We start from the raw sequence: 20,317 nt of genomic DNA on the forward strand, positions 1-20,317 counted from the left end.
AGTTAAGCCCAAACAATAGCTGGATTAACTTACCGGCACCGACCATTTGTGCAGTTAAGCCCAAACAATAGCTGGATTAACTTACCGGCACCGACCATTTGTGCGATCAGATAAAGCGCAACAACCACCAGCGAACCGCAGGCTGAAAGCAGCCGGATTGGTTTTTGTTTCAACCGGTATGACGCGACATCTGCGAAGGTATATTTCCCCAAATTACGCAGGCGTTCGGCAATCAGGAACAAAATGATTGGCCAGCCGATCAGGAAACCGATGGAATAGATCAGGCCATCATAACCGGATGTATAAACCAGTGCGGAGATACCCAGGAAAGAAGCGGCAGACATGAAATCGCCAGCAATTGCCATACCGTTTTGCAGGCCTGTAATGCGGCCGCCAGCTGTATAGTAGTCCTGGCGGGACCGTGTACGCTTTGCTGCCCAATAGGTGATATATAAAGTCGCGCCAACAAACAGCACGAACATTACGATAGCTTCAATATTAAGAGGCTGACGTTTAACTTCCCCGGCGATGCCCTCCGCAGCAAGCAAACTGAACGGGAAGGTGAGGGATAACATCAGTAAAAGAAGAGAGCCGCGACGTGCGATCATGGCTGCACCTCGCGGATAATATCTGCCGTCAGGCGGTCAAACTCGCCGTTCGCGCGAATGACGTAAATTCCAGTCAGCACGAAGGAAATAACGATCAGCCCCACGCCCACGGGAATGCCGCGGGTGATGGTGGCACCGTCATAGAGAGGTGTTCCCAGCCACTGTGGATCGAACGCAATCAGTAAAATGAAAGCGACATACAGAACCAGCGTGATGCCTGACAGCAGCCAGGCAAAACGACTGCGTTTTTGCACCAGTTCCCTGAAGCGCGGATTACTTACAACTCTCTGATAAATGAGATCATTCATCTCAGTGACTCCTGTGAGGCATTGATAGAGTTCACCGCGCCAGGGCGGTGAAAAATTACGACGGCACTTTCATTGATTGTTTTTCTTCCAGCAATTTATCGACTACGCCCGGATCCGCCAGCGTAGAGGTATCTCCCAGATTGCTTGTGTCTCCGGCTGCAATTTTGCGCAGAATACGACGCATAATTTTGCCGGAACGGGTTTTTGGCAACGAATCAGTCCAGTGAAGAATGTCAGGCGTGGCAATGGACCCTATCTCTTTACGCACCCAGTTGCGTACTTCGGTATAGAGTTCCGGTGACGGTTCTTCGCCGTGATTCAGTGTGATGTAGGCGTAAATAGCCTGACCTTTAATGTTATGCGGAATACCCACAACGGCAGCTTCTGCAATTTTAGGGTGAGAAACTAATGCTGATTCAATTTCAGCCGTCCCAAGGCGATGGCCGGAAATATTGAGCACGTCATCAACACGGCCTGTTATCCAGTAATAACCGTCTTCGTCACGACGCGCACCGTCACCGCTAAAGTACATATTTTTAAACGTGGAGAAATAGGTCTGCTCGAAACGTTCATGGTCACCAAACAGTGTACGCGCCTGACCCGGCCAAGAATCGGTGATGACCAGATTGCCTTCGCATGCTCCTTCCTGAGGAACGCCTTCGTTGTCTACCAGAGCAGGCTGAACACCGAAGAACGGCCGCGTTGCCGAACCCGCTTTCAGCTCAGTGGCACCCGGCAGCGGGGTTATCATGAAACCGCCGGTTTCGGTTTGCCACCAGGTATCGACAATCGGGCACTGGCTGTTACCAATAGTCCTGTAGTACCACTCCCAGGCTTCCGGGTTAATCGGTTCGCCAACTGACCCCATGATCCGCAGTGAAGCACGGCTGGTGCCCTCAATGGCTTTATCCCCTTCAGCCATCAGTGCGCGGATCGCCGTAGGTGCGGTATAGAGGATATTTACCTTGTGTTTATCAATAACCTGCGCCATACGGGCCGGTGTCGGATAATTTGGTACACCTTCAAACATCAGGCTGATGGCTCCGCACGCCAGCGGGCCGTAGAGCAAATAGCTGTGGCCCGTTACCCAGCCGACATCGGCCGTACACCAGTAGATATCGCCATCATGATAGTCAAAGGTGTATTTGAAGGTCAGGGCCGCATAGACCAGATAACCGCCCGTGGTATGCAATACGCCTTTCGGTTTACCCGTGGAGCCGGAGGTATAAAGGATGAAAAGCGGATCTTCTGCTTTCATTTCTTCGGGCGGACAATCTGCAGAAATGCCTTCAATTGCATCATGCCACCAGATGTCACGACCCTCTTTCCATTCCCCCTGTTTGCCGGTGCGTTTGAAAATGATGGAATGTGTGATGCTGGTGACCGACGGGTTTTTCAGCGCATCATCCACATTTTGTTTCAGCGGAATGGTACGTCCGGCGCGCAGACCTTCGTCGGCGGTAATCACCAGCCTGGCATTGGAATCGATAATGCGACCGGCAACAGCTTCCGGGGAGAAACCGGCGAAGATAACGGAATGCACAGCACCGATACGGGCACAGGCCAGCATCGCGACAGCCGCTTCCGGTACCATAGGCATGTAAATAGCGACAACATCCCCTTTCTTAACGCCCAGGCCCTTTAAGACGTTAGCAAACTGACAAACATCATGATGAAGCTGTTTGTAGGTGACATGTTTATTCTCGGCTTTCGGGTCATCACCTTCCCAAATCAGCGCGGTCTGATCGCCTTTGTCGCTTAAATGACGATCCAGACAGTTAGCTGCAAGATTCAGAGTGCCATCCTCAAACCAGCGAATATCGATATTCCCCGGCGCAAATGAAGTGTTTTTCACTTTTGTGAAAGGCTTAATCCAGTCGAGCACTTTGGCCTGTTCACCCCAAAATGCGTCAGGATCTTCGACAGACTGTTGATAATACTGCTGATATTTCTCAGGTGTGATCAGGGTACGCTCTGCTATGGAGGCAGGAATAGGGTGCTTATAAACATGGCTCATGGTTTTTCTCCTTTAATTTGTTAATGATATGTCAATAAAAGGTTGGGTGTAGTTTGCGGTATGCCTTTGTTTGTTTTCTGGGGGACAGATCACGCAAGCGGAGAAAAAACAGCAGGATATATTCATTCGTCATGCGGAGCAGTCCACATAAGTCTGGGAAGTTCAGGAGAGAGTGGGAAAGAGATAAAGTTAAAAAATATGATTCTTAATGTGATTATTTGGTTAAAGAAAGCTTAACTCAGGGTTTGGTGTGGAAATTTTCTTATCTATTACGGAACATTTAATATCAGATATTTTAACCTCTGAGTTAATTTCCTTTCATAAATCGCATGTTTAAAGATTAATCTGAGAGTAAAACTCTTAATATTTGCAATTGGCAAATTATTATAACGTTAAATTTAAAATATCAGTATATTGATCTGGCAAGAGAGGGGTGCTCTCTTCGGTACAGCGAAAAATATCGCTTAATAGCTGCTTAATGCTTAATAGCTACCGTTAAATCTCAAGGACTTATTATGTTTAACGCCAAAAGAAAGACACTGGTTATTGCTTTATCTGCCTTTATTTCTGCATCAGCTTTTGCAGATGATACAACGCCTCCGACAGGAGCTGATCAAGGTTCAGGCCGTATTCATTTCACCGGGACGGTTATTAACGCACCTTGCTCAATTGCCGCAGGTGATGAAGACATTAATGTAAACATGGGGCAGGTCGCGAATAAGGTGCTCGAAAGCGGCAATAAATACTCTCAAAACGTGAATTACACCATTCATTTGCAAGATTGTGACCTGACCGCACAGACGGCGGGCACTGTTCAATATCCGGCTATGTCCAAAGTCGCCGTTTCTTTTGCGGGTACGCCTGACAGCAGCGCCGCTGAACTACTGGCCAACACCGGCAGCGCGAAAGGCGCAGGCATCCGCCTGATTGACGCCAACGGTGACCTGCTGAAAGTGGGTGACACCTCTAAAGATATTAACCTGGTCACAGGGAATAATGAGCTGGTATTCGCCGCACGCGTGGAAGCCAATTCTCAGCCTGTTTCAACCGGTACGATCGTTTCTCAGGCAACTTATGCCCTGAACTACAAATAAATATCGCTGCTATTTAGGGGAGTTTTCTCCCCTTTATTTTTTGGCTGTGCCAGCGCCAGGGATTGGTGTGGATTACTATTTTAGTAAGAAGTGATTTTATTATGTCGTTTGCGATGAATAGAACATCGGCTGAAATCAAGAATGTCCTGTGGTTTATTTTTCTTCTGTCAGGATGCTTTATTTCAGTCAGAAGCTTCGCAGTAGAATTTAACGTTAACTTCATTGATTCTGCCGATCGCAATAATGTCGATCTGTCACGATTTCAGGTAGCCGATTATATCGCGCCCGGTGAATACCTGCTGGATGTGGTGCTCAATGGCCGCACGTTCGGCGAACAAAGCGTGATTCACTATATTCCCACTGCGGATAAGAAAAATAGCCGCCTGTGTTTACCGCCGGTACTGGTGGATAAATTCGAACTCACTAAAGACGCGCGCGAAAAGCTGACTTTGTGGCATCACGGTGAATGCACATCTCTCGATCAGCAGCAGGAAGTCACCGCACGTTACGATCAGGAAAAACAAACGCTGAATATCAGCATTCCCCAGGCCTGGCTGACCTTTCACGATCAAAACTGGGTGCCGCCCTCACAGTGGGATGATGGCGTCAACGGCGCATTGCTCGATTACAACCTGCTCGGCAGCCGATACATGCCGCAGTCCGGCGACAGCACCACCAGTTTCAGCAGTTACGGCACCACCGGTTTTAACCTCGGGCCGTGRCGCGCCCGTGCCGATTATCAGTATTCTTCGTCGCGCACGTCCGGCGCGCCCGCCAGTGATAAATTCACCTGGACGCAAACCTATCTGTATCGTGCGCTGCCTTCTGTGGGCGCACGCCTGACCGGCGGGCAGACCTATTTAAGCTCAGATATTTTCGATTCATTCCGTTTTCTCGGTGTTTCACTCAACAGCGATCAGCGCATGTTGCCTCCGTCGCTGCGAGGTTATGCGCCGCAAGTCACCGGCATCGCCAAAACCAATGCCAAAGTGAGTATCAGTCAGAACGGGCGGGTGATTTATCAGACCAACGTGTCACCGGGCCCATTTGTGGTTCAGGATCTGACCGAAGCGGTACAGGGCGCACTGGATGTCAAAATCGAAGAAGAAAACGGCAGCGTGACGACTTATCAGGTGACCACCGCGACCATTCCGTTCCTGACCCGCAAAGGCCAGGTGCGTTTCAAAACCGCAATGGGCAAACCGACCACCGGCAGCAGCAATCACGTCTTGCAGCCGGGTTTTTACAGCGGCGAAATGTCCTGGGGTGCGCTGAATGATTTCTCGCTTTACGGCGGTCTGATCAGCACCACCGGTAACTATCAGGCGCAGGCCATCGGCGTCGGGCAAAACCTGCAAAAACTCGGTGCCGTATCTTTTGATGTCACGCGTTCCTCGGCGACCGTACCGGTGGCAGGGAAACAAACCGGGCTGAGTTACCGCGCCAACTACTCCAAGCGGTTTGACTCGACCGGCAGTCAGATTACGTTTGCCGGATACCGCTTCTCGGAAAAAACGTTTATGTCGTTCAGCCAGTACCTCGACAAGGTGAACGGCGACGGTTATTCCCGCGATGACAAACAAACCTACACCGTGACGGCAAATCAGTACCTGCCGTGGCCGGCGATCACGCTCTATCTCTCTGCTACCCACAAGGTCTACTGGAATGAGAGTGCGAGTAACAATTACAGCGTGTCAGTCAGCAAGATTTTCGATATCGGCCGCTTTACCGGCATTTCTGCGACGTTTTCCGCCAGCAAGCTGAACTACCGCGATACCGATGAAAATCAGATGTTTCTGTCGCTCAGTTTGCCGTTGTCTTCCGGGCAACAGATCAGCTACGACGCACAGCAGGATTCGCAAAGTGGTTACTCGCAAACGGCGTCGTATTACAACAGCCAGGATCCGAACAATAGCTGGCGCGTGGGCGCGGGCGGGAGCAGCCCGGATCTGCAAAAAGGTAACGGTGTGTTCCGCGCCAACTATCAGCATATGTCGCCGTACGGTCAGTTCGGTGCGAACGGCAGCGTGAAAAATAACGATTACCGCTCAGTGAATGCCAACTGGTACGGATCGTTTACTGCGACAGCGGCAGGCGCAGCATTGCATCAGAGCAGCGCCGGCAGCGAGCCACGCATGATGGTATCAACCGGCGTGAAAGGCATTCCGATCAGCGACGGTGCGTCAGTGACCAACGATTACGGCATTGCTGTTGTGAATGGTGTGTCCAGCTACCAGACCTCCGATATCCGCGTTGATGTGAATAATTTGCCGGATGACGTGGAAGTTTACAGCTCGGTGGTCAGCAAAACCCTGACGGAAGGCGCAATAGGCTTTCGCAAAATCCGCGCCATTAAAGGTGAACGTCTGATGGCGGTAATACGCCTCGCTGATGGCAGCCACCCGCCGCTGGGCGCCGCCGTTACCGACAACAGTTCCGGGTTTGAAGCGGGCCTGATTGGCGACAGTGGTCTGGCGTACCTGGCCGGAGTATCCGGCGAGAAATCCCTGACTGTTCGCTGGGGAGACGGGCAGCAATGTCAGATCCAGGTGCCACCTCAGCCCGTGACATATTCAGGGCAGGTATTGCTGCCCTGCACTTAATAATTTAAACGCTTTCAACAAAGCAGATCAGGAAAGGAATAATCCGATGAACAGGTATTTTTTGCGTTTTGGGGCAGCATTACTGCTGATGATTGGCATGACTTATCCGACTTTCGCCGCCGTCAATCTGGACCGGACACGCATCATCTATAACGCCAGTGATAAATCCGTCAGCGTGATGCTGGAAAACCAGAGCAAAGATCTACCGTATCTTGCGCAGGTCTGGCTGGAGAACGAGCAGGGCGAAAAAATTACCTCTCCGCTGGTGGCGTTGCCGCCGATGCAGCGCATTGATGCTGGCCAGAAAAGCCAGATCCGCATTTTGCAGTTACCCGAAACCGCCGGTCTGCCGAAAGATCGCGAATCGCTGTTTTACTTTAACGTGCGTGAAGTGCCGCCAAAAAGTGACATGGCGAACGTGATGCAGGTGGCGATCCAAAGCCGCGTGAAGCTGTTTTTCCGTCCGGTGGAACTCAGGAAGCTGGTGAAAGGTCACTGGCAGGAACAGCTTCAGGTTGCCCGTCTCAGTGATGGGCTAAAACTGACCAATCCGACACCGTTTTATATCACTGTCGGCTATCTGGGCAAAGACAACAAAGGCAATATCCCTGGTTTTGACAGCGTGATGCTCGCACCGTTCGCCACCGAAAATCTCACCGGCAAGCAGTACGTTAGCCAGCAATACAGTCTGGGTTACATGGATGATTACGGCGGTTTGCAGGTGAACGAGTACAACTGCCAGACACAACAATGTCAGCGCATCAGCAAAGACGCAAAACGCTAAGGAGTGGTGATGGCTGGTATTGACAGATTTCAGGCGGGTCGGATGGTATTTCTCCTGCTGCTGTTGTTTTTTTCCCGCAGTGCACTGGCGCTCGATTGTGTCGAAAAAGGTACCGGTATTGTGGACAAACCGGCTATTCCCGTCGGGCAACTGGCGATCCCGGCGAACGTGCCAGCAGGCACGAAAGTCTGGGAATCCAATGACATCAATGTCACGGCCTATTGCGACAATGTGCTGGGTTCGATCATTGATGTGGTGCATTTCTACTTTAATCCCAAATCACAGTCGATTGGTGAAGGGTTGCTGCTGGGCGTCAGTTACAACGGGCAGGATCTGGAGCAGAACGAACAGCGTCTGAGTACCAACAGTACGCCGATCAAAAAAGGTCAGAATGTGACGGTGAATGTCACGTTCCGTCTGTATATCAAAGTCAGCGGAAATGCGCCTTCCAGCGGACATTATCAGGGGGCCGACCAGTTTACGGTTTTCCAGCTTGACGGCAGCCGCGGGATTAACAAAACGCCGGGCGCAAAAAATCTTAAATACAACCTTTCAGGATTACAGGGGATCCGCTTTCTGGCCTGTGGCTCTGACCTGAAAGTCTATCCTGAGTCTCAGATTGTCGATTTTGGTGCGATTCAAAGTACCACGTTGTCCCGATCGTCCGGCGTTTCACTGCCGTTTGCCATTAAAGCGGTAAAACAAGGGTGCCTTGACAACTTCTCGCTGCAGGCGGAGTTTTCCACCGCCAGCCCACTGCTGGACAACACCGCGATTGACCTGTCCAACGGCGCGAAGCTGATGCTCTATAACGACCAGGATAAAGCCATCACTTTCAACCGCTATGATGACTTTGCTGAGCTGAACAATGTGAATGAAGTCACCAAAAACTTTACGGCAAAACTGAGTGCGATTCCGGGGAAAACGCTTTCTCTCGGGCAGTTTGACGCATCCGTGATCGTCAAGATCAACTACTACTGACGACGGCTTAAGGAAAGGAGGAAGGCTATGCTAAGAACGGCAAAATTGCGGGCGCAGGCGCTCGAGGAACCGGTTTATAAGGTCCAGGCACCGGAGCTCATCGCAGAGACTCACATTCATGCCCTGCTGCAAACCCTGCGTGAAGATGCTGGACTGAGTAAGACAGAACTGGCCAGACGGCTGGGCATCACGCCACCAGCGATTACCCGTCTTGAGAAGCGGCCGGCTCAGGCCAGTTTTTGTACCTTGTCGCGTTACGCCCAGGCTTGCGGGTTTCATCTGTACCTCTACTATAAATAAGTGAGTTACTAAATGTATTTGTATTCAAAGACTTTTTTTGAATACACACAATGCAATCGGAGACTGGTTGCTTTCAATCAACAGGGTGCTGTTATCGTATTTCTTCAGTACCAGCGTGTCAGTATGGCCGGTCAGAAAAAAACTGTTTATCAGCAGGAGAGACGAAATCTGCCAGTCCATATTGTCTACACTGTCGATATTAATCTGACTGCTGGTGAGCGAATACGTACTGGAGTTTGTGCTAACGTGAATATAGTCATAATAAATGTTTCTCAGCAATGTTTTCCGTTGAATAACAATCCCATTTTTGTCATACAAATAACCCGTTCCACTGAGTGAAACTAAAATTTTGTGGTTGTCAAGAAAACTGAAGTAGAGTGCGGCCACCAGTTTTGCGGTTTGATTATCATATTGTGCTTCTATGATCATATTTCCACGGCAAGGTATATTAACAGGGAATGCTTCCCGGTTCTTTTGAACGAAAAAACCATACAGGGTAAAGAGTAATATAAATACAGCCGGGATGAACGGGAGGAGGATGCTCTTCTTTCCCTGAAAAATACGTTTTCTATCACTGAACATGCGTGGTCCTGTCATTTGTATAATAGCTTATGCAAATGTTAGCTTTATAATTATCATCGGTAATGCACTGCGCCATAAAATCACGTACTGAGCCAGTATTGATGGGCGAGGTAAAACGCTCACTTTGGAATATGAAAATATCTCCTGGTTTGCAGGTAATATTATTTTTTTGCAGAAATGTCTCGGCCAGTTGAATAAATTCGCGCTTACGGGACGAAATGACGGGCGCGGTTGAATACAAATCACAGGCACCTAGCCTGGCAATTTTCAGCTCTGTTTTCGGATCCTGCAAATCGTTGTACATAATGAAAAATGCCCACACAGTCAAGACTGCCGCCACAAGCAGGCTTATCATAAAGCCAGAGGGGCGATTTTTTATCCTCTTTTCAGGTTGCGTTTTTAGCTGAAGTGATGCTGCCGTCGGCGCGATGATCTCTTCCTTTTGCTCTGTTTCAGTCAGCCGGTTTTCCGGTGTTTTGTTGACCTGCACGTTGTGAACCTGAACTTTCTCCTCAGGAGGTTCATGCATGAGGTAAGGTTCAATAATGATTTCTTTACGGATAGTAAAACCGACCTTGGGCACGGTAACGATAAATTCATCAGGGTAACCCAAAGTGACCACTACTTTGCGTAATTTGCTGACGCAGTGATTAAGATTATTATTACTTGCTATCAGTCCGTAGTCATCCCAAACTTTTTTAAAAAATATTTCACGCTCAACAACGATACCCTGTTGTTCTATTAACAATAATAATATCCTGCGCGCAGGATTAGAAATGGCGATCTTGTTTTCTGAATCACCCGCTAATGAAAGTGTGTTATCTTCAGGGTTGAAGACTATTAGATTTTCAATCAGATAATTCATGTGCATTTCACGCCTCCCTGTTAAGAATATCCTGCCTCCACACATGCTTCATGCAATGAGAACAATGCGCACCCGGCGCGCATTCTTGATTTATATCTCACGCATCAGGTCAGTCAGTATAAACCGTTCTATTTCAAAAACAGATTTCTGTCGTAAATGTTTACAGAGCAGTCGTTCGAAATGTAATGGCGGAAAGCGTGGGGGGGAAAACATATAAATCACGTACGGATTTTTAGTAGTACGTGATTTTTGATTTATTGCTGCAGATACGGGCCGACAATGTCGATGTGCTGCTGAGAGAAGTCGACAGCAATACGGGCACCCAGAGGAAGCGTTAACATCGGATGGGTATGGCAGCAGTCGAAGCCATCAACCAGCGGAATGTCTTGTCCGTTCAGCACTTCCAGCAGCACATCCGCCGGTTGCCTTCCTGTCCCCGCATTATCGAACAATTCGTGTTTGCCGAGCAGAATAGCGCTCACACGGTCGAAAATTCCGTTCAGTTTCAGCATTGAGAAAGAGCGCTCGATGGTCGCGATATTGTGCAAGCTGTCTTCGATAAACAAAATATCGCCCTGACGGATTTCCGGCATATAAGGGCTGCCCCAGATGCCAGACAACGTATTCAGATTTCCGCCGATGACGCGCCCCTCGATGCGTCCCTTGCCGCGAAAGCGGCAGGTATTGGCGTACAACGTTTTCGCCCTGACCGGCGTGACATCATTCCAGTTGAGTTTTTCGTCCGTCCAGTGCTGCGGTAAAGCATAGCGATAAGGCTCAGAGCGGCGGGTCATCAGGATGTCAGCAAAAGACGCGTAGGTTTCATCAACCAGCGGCGGAAATTCGCCGAAAGAAGCCACCAGCGCCGGACCGTAAAAGGTGATCAATCCTGTTTGCGCATAAATCCCGGCCAGCAATGCGGTCGTGTCGGAATACCCGACGATGATTTTCGGATCAGTACGCAGCGCATCGTAATCCAGATAAGGCAGCAGGGAGTTAGTGTTGTTACCGCCTATCGACGACATTACACAACGCACCTGCGGATCACGGATCAACTGATTCAGTTCTTCGGCACGTGCCTGAATGGAGCCGGAGCGATAGTGATCATATTGTCCGGTCATTGTGCCGGCTTTCAGCACAAATCCTTTATCTTCAAGGAATTTCTTCCCGCGCAGATAACGGTTAGGGGCGGTGGCAGTCACCGGTGATGACGCAGAGAAAAAACCAATGGTATCGCCGGTTTTCAATGCAGGGGGGAACAGCGAAAGTTCTGACGAGGGCATTTTACATCCTATAAATCTGCTCAATGTTCAACCTGCAATGTATCAATTCAATTGCAGGTTGAACAGGGGCCTTACAGGATAAACCGGAGGATTAATGACCGGCGGCGATTTCTTCCGCTGGCGCTTTTTTGCCAAACAATTCATTCACTTTGTTCTGGCGTACGAGGATAGCCATCGCAATCACGCCGAGGATGGCGAGGCCGCTCGACAGGATGAAGGCTGACTGATATCCCCCGCCGTACTGGATTAAAAATCCGGTAATGCTCGGGGATAAAATCCCGGCCAGATTCGCCAGTAAATGCACGAAACCGCCTGCGGTCCCGATACGGTGCGCCGGAACGATATCCTGCAACAATGACCAGCACGCCTGTGGCGTCATATAAGCAAAAATACTGGCGACGGTAATCAGCGCCACGGCGCCTGCGGTGTTGCGGGTATAAGCCGTCATCAGCACACAACCGGCAGCAATAATCAGACCGGCGAAAATCACCGCTTTGCGTGAGAAGAGGAAATTACCGCTACGACGGTAGAGAATATCGGCGACAATCCCGCCACCGATGAAACCCGCAGTCGCGCCCAGCCAGGGCAGAATACCGATAATGCTCATGCTCTTAATGTCGAGATGCTGGAAGTCAGTGAGATAGCTTGGCAGCCATGACAGGAAGAAATACTGAATGTAGTTGAAGCAGAAAAAGGCTGCAGCCACCCCCAGCACCGGTTTGGAAAAAACGTAATACCACAAGCTGTGCGCATCATTTTCTCTGGTGCCGTTTGTCACCGGTGTCGCCGGGCGGTCGCTGGCAATCAGACGTTTTTCTTCCTCTGAGACCCGCGGATGCTGCTCTGGCTTATCGCGGAAAAAGGCCATCCATGCCGCCAGCCAGACAAAGCCCAGTGCAGCAATCACCACGAAGGCGATGCGCCAGCCGAAATGCAACCCGACCAGCCCGACAATCGGCGCGGCGATGGCGGCCCCCAGTGGCTGCCCCGCATTGGTGAAGCCGACCGCGCGGCCGACTTCCTTGCGCGGAAACCAGTTGGAAATTGATTTGTTGGTGGTGGTGCCCATCGGGCCTTCGCCGATACCAAACATGACGCGCACGACCAGTAAATGCGCGAAACCGGTGACCAGTGCTGTTGCGCCGCAAAATACGGACCAGAACGCAGCAGCGAAGGCGAAGACTTTTCGCGGGCCAAACTTGTCTGCACTCCACCCGCCAATAAAGCAAAACAGGCAGTAGCCAATAAAGAAGGCGCTGAACAAAATCCCCATCTGGGCATCATTGATATGCAGGTCGCCTTTGATCAGTGGCGCCATCACCGATAACGCCGCGCGGTCGAGATAATTGAGCATGCCGGCAAAGAACAGCAGCAGGGCGATGACCACCCGATAATTGGATTTACGCATGTGCGGCCTCCGCGGTCAGAGAAAGGGTTTTCGAGCTGATGAGGTACTTCTGGATGATGGAAAGTGATGGCTCAAAACCTAGCCCCGGCGTATCCGGCAACAGCATATGCGGTTCAAAATTCAGTTGTGAATAAAGCGTTTCCTGCCACTGAATGTAAGGCACTTCCAGGCTCACGTGGTCGTCGAGCGTAGCGACCAGTTGGGCGGTGGCCATCAGGCCGGCACCGTAATAAAAACAGTGCGGAACAACGCGGATGTGGTATTGCTTCGCCAGCGCAAACACTTTCAGCATGGCGGTGATCCCGCCGACTTTACTGACGCTGGGCTGTGCGACGTCAATCGCGCCGTGTTCGAAATGCTCCACAAAGCCCTGAACGCCTGCTGCATTCTCGCCTGCGGCAATACGGGTTCCTTGTTTTCGCACTTCCGCCAGACCGGCTAAATCATCCGGTGGCCAGACCGGTTCTTCCAGCCATCCCAGATTCAGAGAACGTAAAGCCTGCGCCTGTTGCGAGGCTTCTGCCACGTTCCACGGACAGTTCACATCAACCATCAGTTCAGCATCGGCAGGCAGTATTTCTCTGGCGGCGGCAATGGCCGGATAAGCCGTTTCATGCAATTTTATGGCGCGGAATCCCGCCTGCCAGGTACTCAGCACTTTTGCCGCCACACGTTCAGGATGATTGCCATAACTGACCAGGCTGGCGTAAACCCCGATTTTCTGACGTTTCGCCCCCAGCAATTGCCAAAGCGGCTGCTTCCATGCTTTCGCCAGCAAATCCCATAGCGCAATATCCACAGCTGAAAGGGCAAACATCACAGGACCAGTGCGCCCGAAAGCATGAAAGTTCACCTCGGCCTGCTGCATCAGTGCAGCAATTTCCTCAGGACTTTCCGGGCAGGTTTGGCCGAGAAAAAATCGTCCGACTAAGCCGTTCATCGCGGTTTCGGTGAGCGGATTACAAAGATGACCGAAACCTTCCCCCCAGCCGTGTAAGCCGCTGTCGGTCGTGATTTTGATCAGTAGTGTTTCCATTCTGGTGAGTTCGGGAGATGCCGCGTTATAGGCATCCGCCTGTATCTCTGGTGTTTTATCCCTGTCGCTGCTGAATGGAATCGCAACGCGCAATACCTCAATTTTGGTTATTTTCATGAGACATTCCTGTTTTATAGGGCCTTGAGGAAACTTATCAGGCTAAGGAATCAGTCTAAAACGCAGGGATATGACCGTTAACGGACGTTGGCCTAACTTTTAAGCAGAATTGAACGGGAGTTTTGTGCAAATGAATGAAGGGATGAGAAGTGAATCACGAAAGGGTAAATACGTAAGATTTAAAAAGCAAAAAACCCGCCATAGGCGGGTTTCTTTAAATAGGGTGCCCGGACMCGGACTAACGCCGCAGGCGTTTGAACAACGGCTTTGCCGTTGGCCCGCAGGGCGAGCCTGTYAAGGCGAGTCATCGAACGGAGTTCGATGGAGAGTCCGTATCTCTGAAAGCAAAAAACCCGCCATAGGCGGGTTTCTTTAAATATGGTGCCCGGACTCGGAATCGAACCAAGGACACAGGGATTTTCAATCCCTTGCTCTACCGACTGAGCTATCCGGGCAACGGGGCGCATTAAACCGTATTGGGCCTGAGCCGTCAACGGGTTTGTTATCTAAAATACATAAAAGCCGTTTGTTTGCTGCCTTTTCATTCAAAAAGGATGAAATCGCCGGGCAGCAATGGGGGGAAGTCAGGAAAGTGCACCATGTTCACGGCAGCGGGCGATGTTCAGCACATCCTCTGCCAGACGGCGTGCGACTTCCACATCGTTCAGTTGGCGCTTAACGAGCAGTTTACTCAGGCAGCCTTCGAGGATCAGTTCCATCTGCTGAGCGACCATTTCCGGGTCATCCGAGCCCATTTCCTGCAAAAGCGACAAGGTGTAGTCGTAGGAGGCCCGTTTCTGCTGTTGAGCCAGCTGATGAATGGGCGCCTCGCTGTCAGGGAAAAACGTGCAAGCTGCGATAAACAGACATCCAGGATAGCGCTGCTGCCGCACCTGCTCATCCAGCACTTTATAGCGCGCCAGCAATTTCTGTGGCGCTGAAAGAGACTCATCCAGCATCAGCTGACGACGCCAGATATCAATCTGTTCGCCGTGATAACGCAGACTGTCATACAGCAGGGCTTCGGCATCCGGCCAGAAACGGCGTAATTCACTGAGCGGGACATCGACCAGTTCGGCGACCGTTTCCAGTGACAATGTTGCAAGGCCACGTTGTTCCAGGAAATTAAGGGTTTTATCGAGAACTTGTTCACGTAGCACGTTTGCCTCCTCACAATTCGCGTACTTCAAAGTGTAGTGTCGTTTAAGGGTGAGTTTTCTGCAAATGCGCGCTGAACTCCGCTGCATCCATAAAACCCGTCACCCGTGACTGTGGCAACTCATGACCATCAGGCCCGAAGAACACAATTGTCGGCAGGCCCAGAACATTCAGACGTTCTAATAACGCTTTCTGCTCAGGGGAATTCTGGGTGACATCTGCCTGCAGCAATAAGGTATCCGTCAGTTCATTCTGCACGTCTGGCGCTGAGAAGGTATATTTTTCGAACTCTTTACACGCCACGCACCAGTCAGCGTACAAATCCAGCATAACGCGTTTGCCCTGCGCGCCCTGCAGGGCAGCGTTCAGTTCACCGACATTATGGATGTTCTGGAAATTAAGTGCGTGTACCTGTGTTGTCGTGTTAGCGGCTGGCGCAAATGCCCAGTCCTGCAAAGGACGGCTGACGATCAGCGCCGCGGCCAGGAAAAGTAATTGCAGCGTCCGCACCATGCCGCGCTGGCTTTTCAGGCTGAGCAGGAATGCCCAGCCGAAGAACGCCATGCCGAGCAGGCTCCATAAACGCAGCCCCCAGATATCGCCAATCACACGTTCGAGTAAAAATACCGGCAGTGCCAGAATGACAAAGCCAAATCCTTCTTTGACGTATTGCATCCACGGCCCGCTGCGGGGCAGTAATTTGTTGCCGAACATCGTCACAATAATCAGCGGAATGCCCATCCCCAGCGCATACAGATACAGCGTGCCAGCCCCCGCCAGCAGATTCCCGCTCTGGGCGATATACAGCAGGATCGCGCTGAGCGGCGCGGTGGTGCAGGGAGAACAAATCAACCCGGCCAGTGCGCCCATAATAAAGACGCCGGGCAGCGAGCCGCCTTTTTGCTCGTTACTCCATAAAGCCAGCCGGGTCTGGACGGCAGAAGGAAGTTGCAGGCTGAACGTGCCAAACATCGACAGCGCCAGAACAATGAACATCACCGAAAGCACAATCAGTACCCACGGACTTTGCAACGCCGCCTGGAACTGCAAGCCTGCCGCAGCGACCACCATACCAAGCAGTGTGTAAGTCAGCGCCATGCCCTGAACGTAAACCAGCGCCAGCAGGAAAATTCGCTTCATGCTGTGAGGGCGCTGACGCCCGAGAATAATGCCGGAAATCAGCGGATACATCGGCAGTACGCAAGGCGTAAAGGCAATACCGATGCCGATCAGCAAGGCCCACAGCGGAGAAAACGGCAGTGGTGTGGATGGCTTTTCAGGCGTCGCGATAACCGGTGCGGATGCTGTATCCGCAGCCGGCGTGCTGACACGCGTCGGTTCCGTGACGGCACTCAGCGGCACGTCACGAGTTTCCGGCGGATAGCAGAATCCTGCGGCGGCACATCCCTGATAGGTCACCCGAAGGGTTGCATCCGCGCTGGCCTGGCGGAGAGGGATCGTCAGATGCAGGGCATTCTCATAAACTTCGCTGTTACCGAAAAACTCATCATGATGATCACGGCCTTTGGGCATCAGAAACGCCGCGAGCTGAGCATTCTTCGGTTCCAGCTCAATCTTGCTGCGATATAAATAATAGCCGTCACGGATTTGCCAGTTCAGTTTGAGGTCGTGACCTTGCTGCTGGAAATCAAAACTGAATGCCTGATCGACGGGGACAAACTGTGGCGCGGCGGGTTTGCCAAATAAAGAGGCATTCGCCTGAAACGGCAAAAGACTCAGGCTGCACAGCAGGAAGAAAATTCGAAGAATGCGGTGATCCATGCGGAGTAAAGTTCTCTTTGTCGCGGCAGATGAACAGCCACTGAGTGAATCGACAGAAGATGCGCACGGCGTCATGCCATAGCGCGTTAATGAATTGTGAGTATACCCTGAGCAATCCCTGAGCAGAAAGCCCCGAGTGCTTAACGGGGGCCGCAGCCCCCGGAAAACTGTCAGAGAATAATACTGCCGAAACCAAATCCAAAAACTACAGACAGGAACACGCCAATCGTGCCGGGAATAAAGAATGGATGGTTGAAGACGAAGCGCCCGATGCGGGTGGTGCCGGTGTCATCCATCTGCACAGCGGCAACCAGCGTCGGATACGTCGGCAGAATGAATAAACCGGAAACAGCGGCAAAAGAACCCACGGCGGTCAGCGGCGACACACTCAGTGCCAGCGCCATTGGCAGCAGGGCTTTGGTCGTGGCGGCCTGCGAATACAACAGCGCAGAGCTGAAGAAGAAAATCACCGCCAGCAGCCACGGGTGCGCCTGGATCAGGCCACCCGCGGTTTCTTTGATCCAGCCGAGATTGGCCTGCACAAAAGTGTCACCCAGCCAGGCCACGCCGAGGATACAAATACAGGCGCTCATGCCGGATTTGAACGTGCTGGAGGTCAGAATAGCGTCGGTATCAATGCTGCACAGCAAGGTGATTAACGTGGCGACACTGAGCATGATAATCAGGATGGCGCTGTTGGTGGTCATCACAGGTTGTGCGACCCAACCCAGGCTCGGGCTGTTAATAACCGCATAAGCGACCACCGTCAGTACGCCGAGCAGGAACAGCAACACCGAGAGTTTGGCGCCGTGTTTGATTTCCAGCACTTTATCGCCACGCAGTTGGATCAAACCTTCTTCATACCGTTTGAGATAAACCGGGTCATTGGAAAGCTTTGCGTCAAAGCACCAGCTGACAATCAGCGACATCAGGATCACTGCGGCCAGTGTGGACGGGATCATCACCATCAGCAGATGAAGATAACTGACGCCGTGGTCTTCCATGGTGGATGCCATGTACACCACTGCGGCAGAAATCGGTGAGGCGGTAATGGCTATCTGCGCGGCAACCACGGCGGTGGAAAGCGGGCGGCAGGGTTTAATCCCTTGCTCTTTAGCGACTTCAGAAATAACCGGTAATGCCGACAGTGAAATGTTGCCGGTGCCCGCCATAATCGTCAGGAAATAGGTGACGATGGGCGCGAGGAGGGTGATGTGTTTGGGATTACGGCGCAGCAGCTTTTCAGTTTGTTGCACCAGATAATCCATCCCGCCTGCTACCTGCATGGTCGAGATCGCGGCGATCACCGCCATGATGATAGAGATTACGTCAAAAGGGATGGTTCCCGGTTTAACGCCTATCAGGGCGAGCACCAGAACGCCAAGCCCGCCCGCGAAACCAATGCCGATGCCGCCTAAGCGCGCGCCGAGGAAAATCGCCGCCAGTACAATAATAAATTCGATAATTAACATGGTTGTCCGTCCATATTCCCAGCACTCCTTAAGGAATTGATAATTAATTGTTGTGTAATTGTTGTGTTGTACAAAGTAAAAAGGCCCGCTGTTCTGCAGAACAACGAGCCTTTAAAAGGTCAGTATTTGAGTCTGTTACTGTTCATTTTCATCGGTATAGCGTTTTGCTTTGTAAGCCGGATGTTTCAGGTTTTCGATGGAGAAAATGTCGTCCAGCTCCGCCTCAGTCAGCAGGCCGCGCTCGAGCACCACTTCCCTGACACTCTTCCCGGTTTCAGCACAAATCTTGCCGACGATATCGCCATTGTGGTGGCCGATGAACGGGTTAAGGTAGGTGACGATGCCGATAGAGTTGAAAACGTAGAACTCACATACTTCTTTGTTCGCTGTAATGCCGTTGATGCATTTTTCGAGCAGATTGTAGCAGGCGTTAGTCAGGATATGCACTGACTCAAACATCGCCTGACCAATTACCGGTTCCATGACGTTCAGTTGAAGCTGGCCCGCTTCTGCCGCCATCGTCACGCAGACGTCGTTACCGATGACTTTGAAGCACACCTGGTTCACGACTTCCGGGATAACCGGGTTCACTTTGGCTGGCATGATAGAAGAACCCGCCTGTAATTCCGGCAGGTTGATTTCATTCAGGCCAGCGCGAGGACCGGAAGAGAGCAGACGCAGGTCGTTACAGATTTTAGAAAGCTTCACGGCCAGACGTTTCAGCGAGCTGTGAACCATCACGTATGCGCCACAGTCGGACGTTGCTTCAATCAGGTCTTCAGCGGGTACACAGGCCAGATTGCTGACTTCTGCAAGTTTTTCTACCGCCAGTTGCTGATAACCTTCCGGCGTATTCAGGCGGGTACCGATTGCTGTCGCCCCGAGGTTCACTTCCAGCAGTAATTCGCCGGTACGCAACAGATTGCGGGTTTCCTCTTTGAGCAACACGTTGAACGCGTGGAATTCCTGACCGAGCGTCATCGGAACGGCGTCCTGCAACTGTGTACGGCCCATCTTGATGATGTTTTCGAATTCCTTCGCTTTACGCTCAAAACCGTCGCCCAGCTGGGAAATAGCATCAACCAGTTTCAGCAAGGACGCGTACACGGCGATACGAAAACCAGTAGGGTAGGCATCATTGGTGGACTGGCATTTGTTCAGATGATCATTTGGATTGAGGAACTGGTAATCGCCTTTCTGGTGTCCCATCAGTTCCAGACCGATGTTCGCCAGCACTTCATTCGTGTTCATATTTACCGAGGTTCCAGCACCGCCCTGATAGACGTCGATAGGGAACTGGTCCATGCATTTGCCTTTATCAAGCACTTCGTCGCACGCCTGAATAATGATATCCGCAATGTGACGTGGAATGGTGCGCAGCTCTTTGTTAGCAAGAGCTGCCGCCTTTTTCACCATCACCATGCCGCGAACAAACTCAGGAACATCACTGATCTTGGTGTTGCTGATATAGAAGTTTTCAATCGCCCGCAGGGTGTGAATGCCGTAATAAGCTTCTGCCGGTACTTCGCGCGTGCCCAGCAGGTCTTCCTCGATACGAATGGTGTTTGACATGAGAACCTTCTCTTCGGTACTGAATGCGTTATGCGATGTTTAAAATTATGTTACTGGCCGTAGTAAATTTAAAACGATCAACCGTTGTTTGAGCAACGGAGGCGATCATATGCTGCTTCAGACGAATTGCACGTACTAAGATCACTATCCTGCCCTATTATCGTGCATGTTTTTAGTATCTGTGAGAATTCTCACAATTCATTTACCTGCTCAATTAAATCAGGTCTGGTGGTTGAAATCATGATGAGTGATCACCATCTCAGTGTAGTCAGCCTGCATTTCTTTGATAGCGAAGATCTCAAGCAGGCACTTATTCAGGGTTTGGAATGCCGCTGCGACAGCGCTTC

The 20,317-nt window shown here is 51.1% G+C and carries 16 protein-coding genes, 1 tRNA gene and 1 pseudogene; 5 read left to right on the top strand and 13 right to left on the bottom strand.

Going from position 1 to position 20,317, the window contains the following annotated elements:
* Positions 1-53: 53 nt before the first annotated feature.
* From AC1DUO_RS11300 to acs, 3 genes and pseudogenes are all read right to left on the bottom strand, one after another.
* Positions 54-575: pseudogene (locus tag AC1DUO_RS11300) on the bottom strand (sodium:solute symporter family transporter); the annotation flags it as partial.
* A gap of 29 nt (positions 576-604) precedes the next feature.
* Positions 605-916, bottom strand: a complete 312-nt coding sequence (locus AC1DUO_RS11305) for a DUF485 domain-containing protein (RefSeq protein ID WP_013573722.1) — start codon at positions 914-916, stop codon at positions 605-607.
* 55 nt (positions 917-971) lie between these two features.
* A complete protein-coding gene (acs, locus tag AC1DUO_RS11310) occupies positions 972-2,933 on the bottom strand; it encodes an acetate--CoA ligase (RefSeq protein ID WP_119261143.1) in 1,962 nt (653 codons plus the stop codon).
* A gap of 515 nt (positions 2,934-3,448) precedes the next feature.
* On the opposite strand from acs, the gene AC1DUO_RS11315 reads away from it, so the two are divergent.
* From AC1DUO_RS11315 to AC1DUO_RS11335, 5 genes are all read left to right on the top strand, one after another.
* The gene (locus tag AC1DUO_RS11315; protein ID WP_013573724.1) at positions 3,449-4,027 is read left to right on the top strand and encodes a fimbrial protein; all 579 of its coding nucleotides are present in this window, start codon (positions 3,449-3,451) and stop codon (positions 4,025-4,027) included.
* A 101-nt stretch (positions 4,028-4,128) separates the two neighbouring features.
* The gene (locus AC1DUO_RS11320; protein WP_477987356.1) at positions 4,129-6,630 is read left to right on the top strand and encodes a fimbria/pilus outer membrane usher protein; all 2,502 of its coding nucleotides are present in this window, start codon (positions 4,129-4,131) and stop codon (positions 6,628-6,630) included.
* Positions 6,631-6,676: 46 nt separating this feature from the next.
* A complete protein-coding gene (locus AC1DUO_RS11325; protein WP_013573726.1) occupies positions 6,677-7,414 on the top strand; it encodes a fimbrial biogenesis chaperone in 738 nt (245 codons plus the stop codon).
* A gap of 9 nt (positions 7,415-7,423) precedes the next feature.
* Positions 7,424-8,395 carry a fimbrial protein gene (locus AC1DUO_RS11330; protein WP_013573727.1) on the top strand — a complete coding sequence of 324 codons (972 nt, stop codon included), beginning with the start codon at positions 7,424-7,426 and terminating at the stop codon, positions 8,393-8,395.
* 27 nt (positions 8,396-8,422) lie between these two features.
* Complete coding sequence (locus tag AC1DUO_RS11335) at positions 8,423-8,695, top strand: helix-turn-helix domain-containing protein (RefSeq protein ID WP_013573728.1); 273 nt, start codon at positions 8,423-8,425, stop codon at positions 8,693-8,695.
* 24 nt (positions 8,696-8,719) lie between these two features.
* Here the strand turns inward: AC1DUO_RS11335 and AC1DUO_RS11340 are convergent, their stop codons facing one another.
* The 10 genes from AC1DUO_RS11340 to aspA form a co-directional block, all read right to left on the bottom strand.
* Positions 8,720-9,277 (bottom strand): FidL-like protein, encoded by a 558-nt coding sequence (locus tag AC1DUO_RS11340; protein ID WP_013573729.1) that lies wholly within the window; start codon positions 9,275-9,277, stop codon positions 8,720-8,722.
* The gene (locus AC1DUO_RS11345) at positions 9,267-10,142 is read right to left on the bottom strand and encodes a winged helix-turn-helix domain-containing protein (RefSeq protein ID WP_240433022.1); all 876 of its coding nucleotides are present in this window, start codon (positions 10,140-10,142) and stop codon (positions 9,267-9,269) included. The genes AC1DUO_RS11340 and AC1DUO_RS11345 overlap by 11 nt, the downstream gene beginning before the upstream one ends.
* Positions 10,143-10,396: 254 nt before the next feature.
* Positions 10,397-11,425 carry a S66 family peptidase gene (locus tag AC1DUO_RS11350; RefSeq protein WP_119261145.1) on the bottom strand — a complete coding sequence of 343 codons (1,029 nt, stop codon included), beginning with the start codon at positions 11,423-11,425 and terminating at the stop codon, positions 10,397-10,399.
* Positions 11,426-11,516: 91 nt separating this feature from the next.
* Positions 11,517-12,833, bottom strand: a complete 1,317-nt coding sequence (locus AC1DUO_RS11355) for an MFS transporter (RefSeq protein ID WP_119261146.1) — start codon at positions 12,831-12,833, stop codon at positions 11,517-11,519.
* Positions 12,826-13,986, bottom strand: coding sequence for a mandelate racemase/muconate lactonizing enzyme family protein (locus AC1DUO_RS11360; RefSeq protein ID WP_014411549.1), 1,161 nt, complete (start codon positions 13,984-13,986; stop codon positions 12,826-12,828). Before AC1DUO_RS11360 ends, AC1DUO_RS11355 begins: the two co-directional genes overlap by 8 nt.
* A 379-nt stretch (positions 13,987-14,365) precedes the next feature.
* Positions 14,366-14,441, bottom strand: a tRNA-Phe gene (locus AC1DUO_RS11365).
* A gap of 129 nt (positions 14,442-14,570) precedes the next feature.
* A complete protein-coding gene (gene dicD, locus AC1DUO_RS11370) occupies positions 14,571-15,146 on the bottom strand; it encodes a division control transcriptional repressor DicD (protein ID WP_014411550.1) in 576 nt (191 codons plus the stop codon).
* A gap of 43 nt (positions 15,147-15,189) precedes the next feature.
* Complete coding sequence (locus AC1DUO_RS11375) at positions 15,190-16,926, bottom strand: protein-disulfide reductase DsbD (protein WP_119261147.1); 1,737 nt, start codon at positions 16,924-16,926, stop codon at positions 15,190-15,192.
* Between the two features lie 170 nt (positions 16,927-17,096).
* Entirely contained in the window at positions 17,097-18,398 is a 1,302-nt protein-coding gene (locus AC1DUO_RS11380) for an anaerobic C4-dicarboxylate transporter (RefSeq protein WP_119261148.1), read from the bottom strand.
* 135 nt (positions 18,399-18,533) lie between these two features.
* The gene (aspA, locus tag AC1DUO_RS11385; RefSeq protein WP_013573737.1) at positions 18,534-19,970 is read right to left on the bottom strand and encodes an aspartate ammonia-lyase; all 1,437 of its coding nucleotides are present in this window, start codon (positions 19,968-19,970) and stop codon (positions 18,534-18,536) included.
* Between the last annotated feature and the right edge of the window lie 347 nt (positions 19,971-20,317).

The organism is Rahnella sp. P4_A8, from assembly GCF_056402435.1.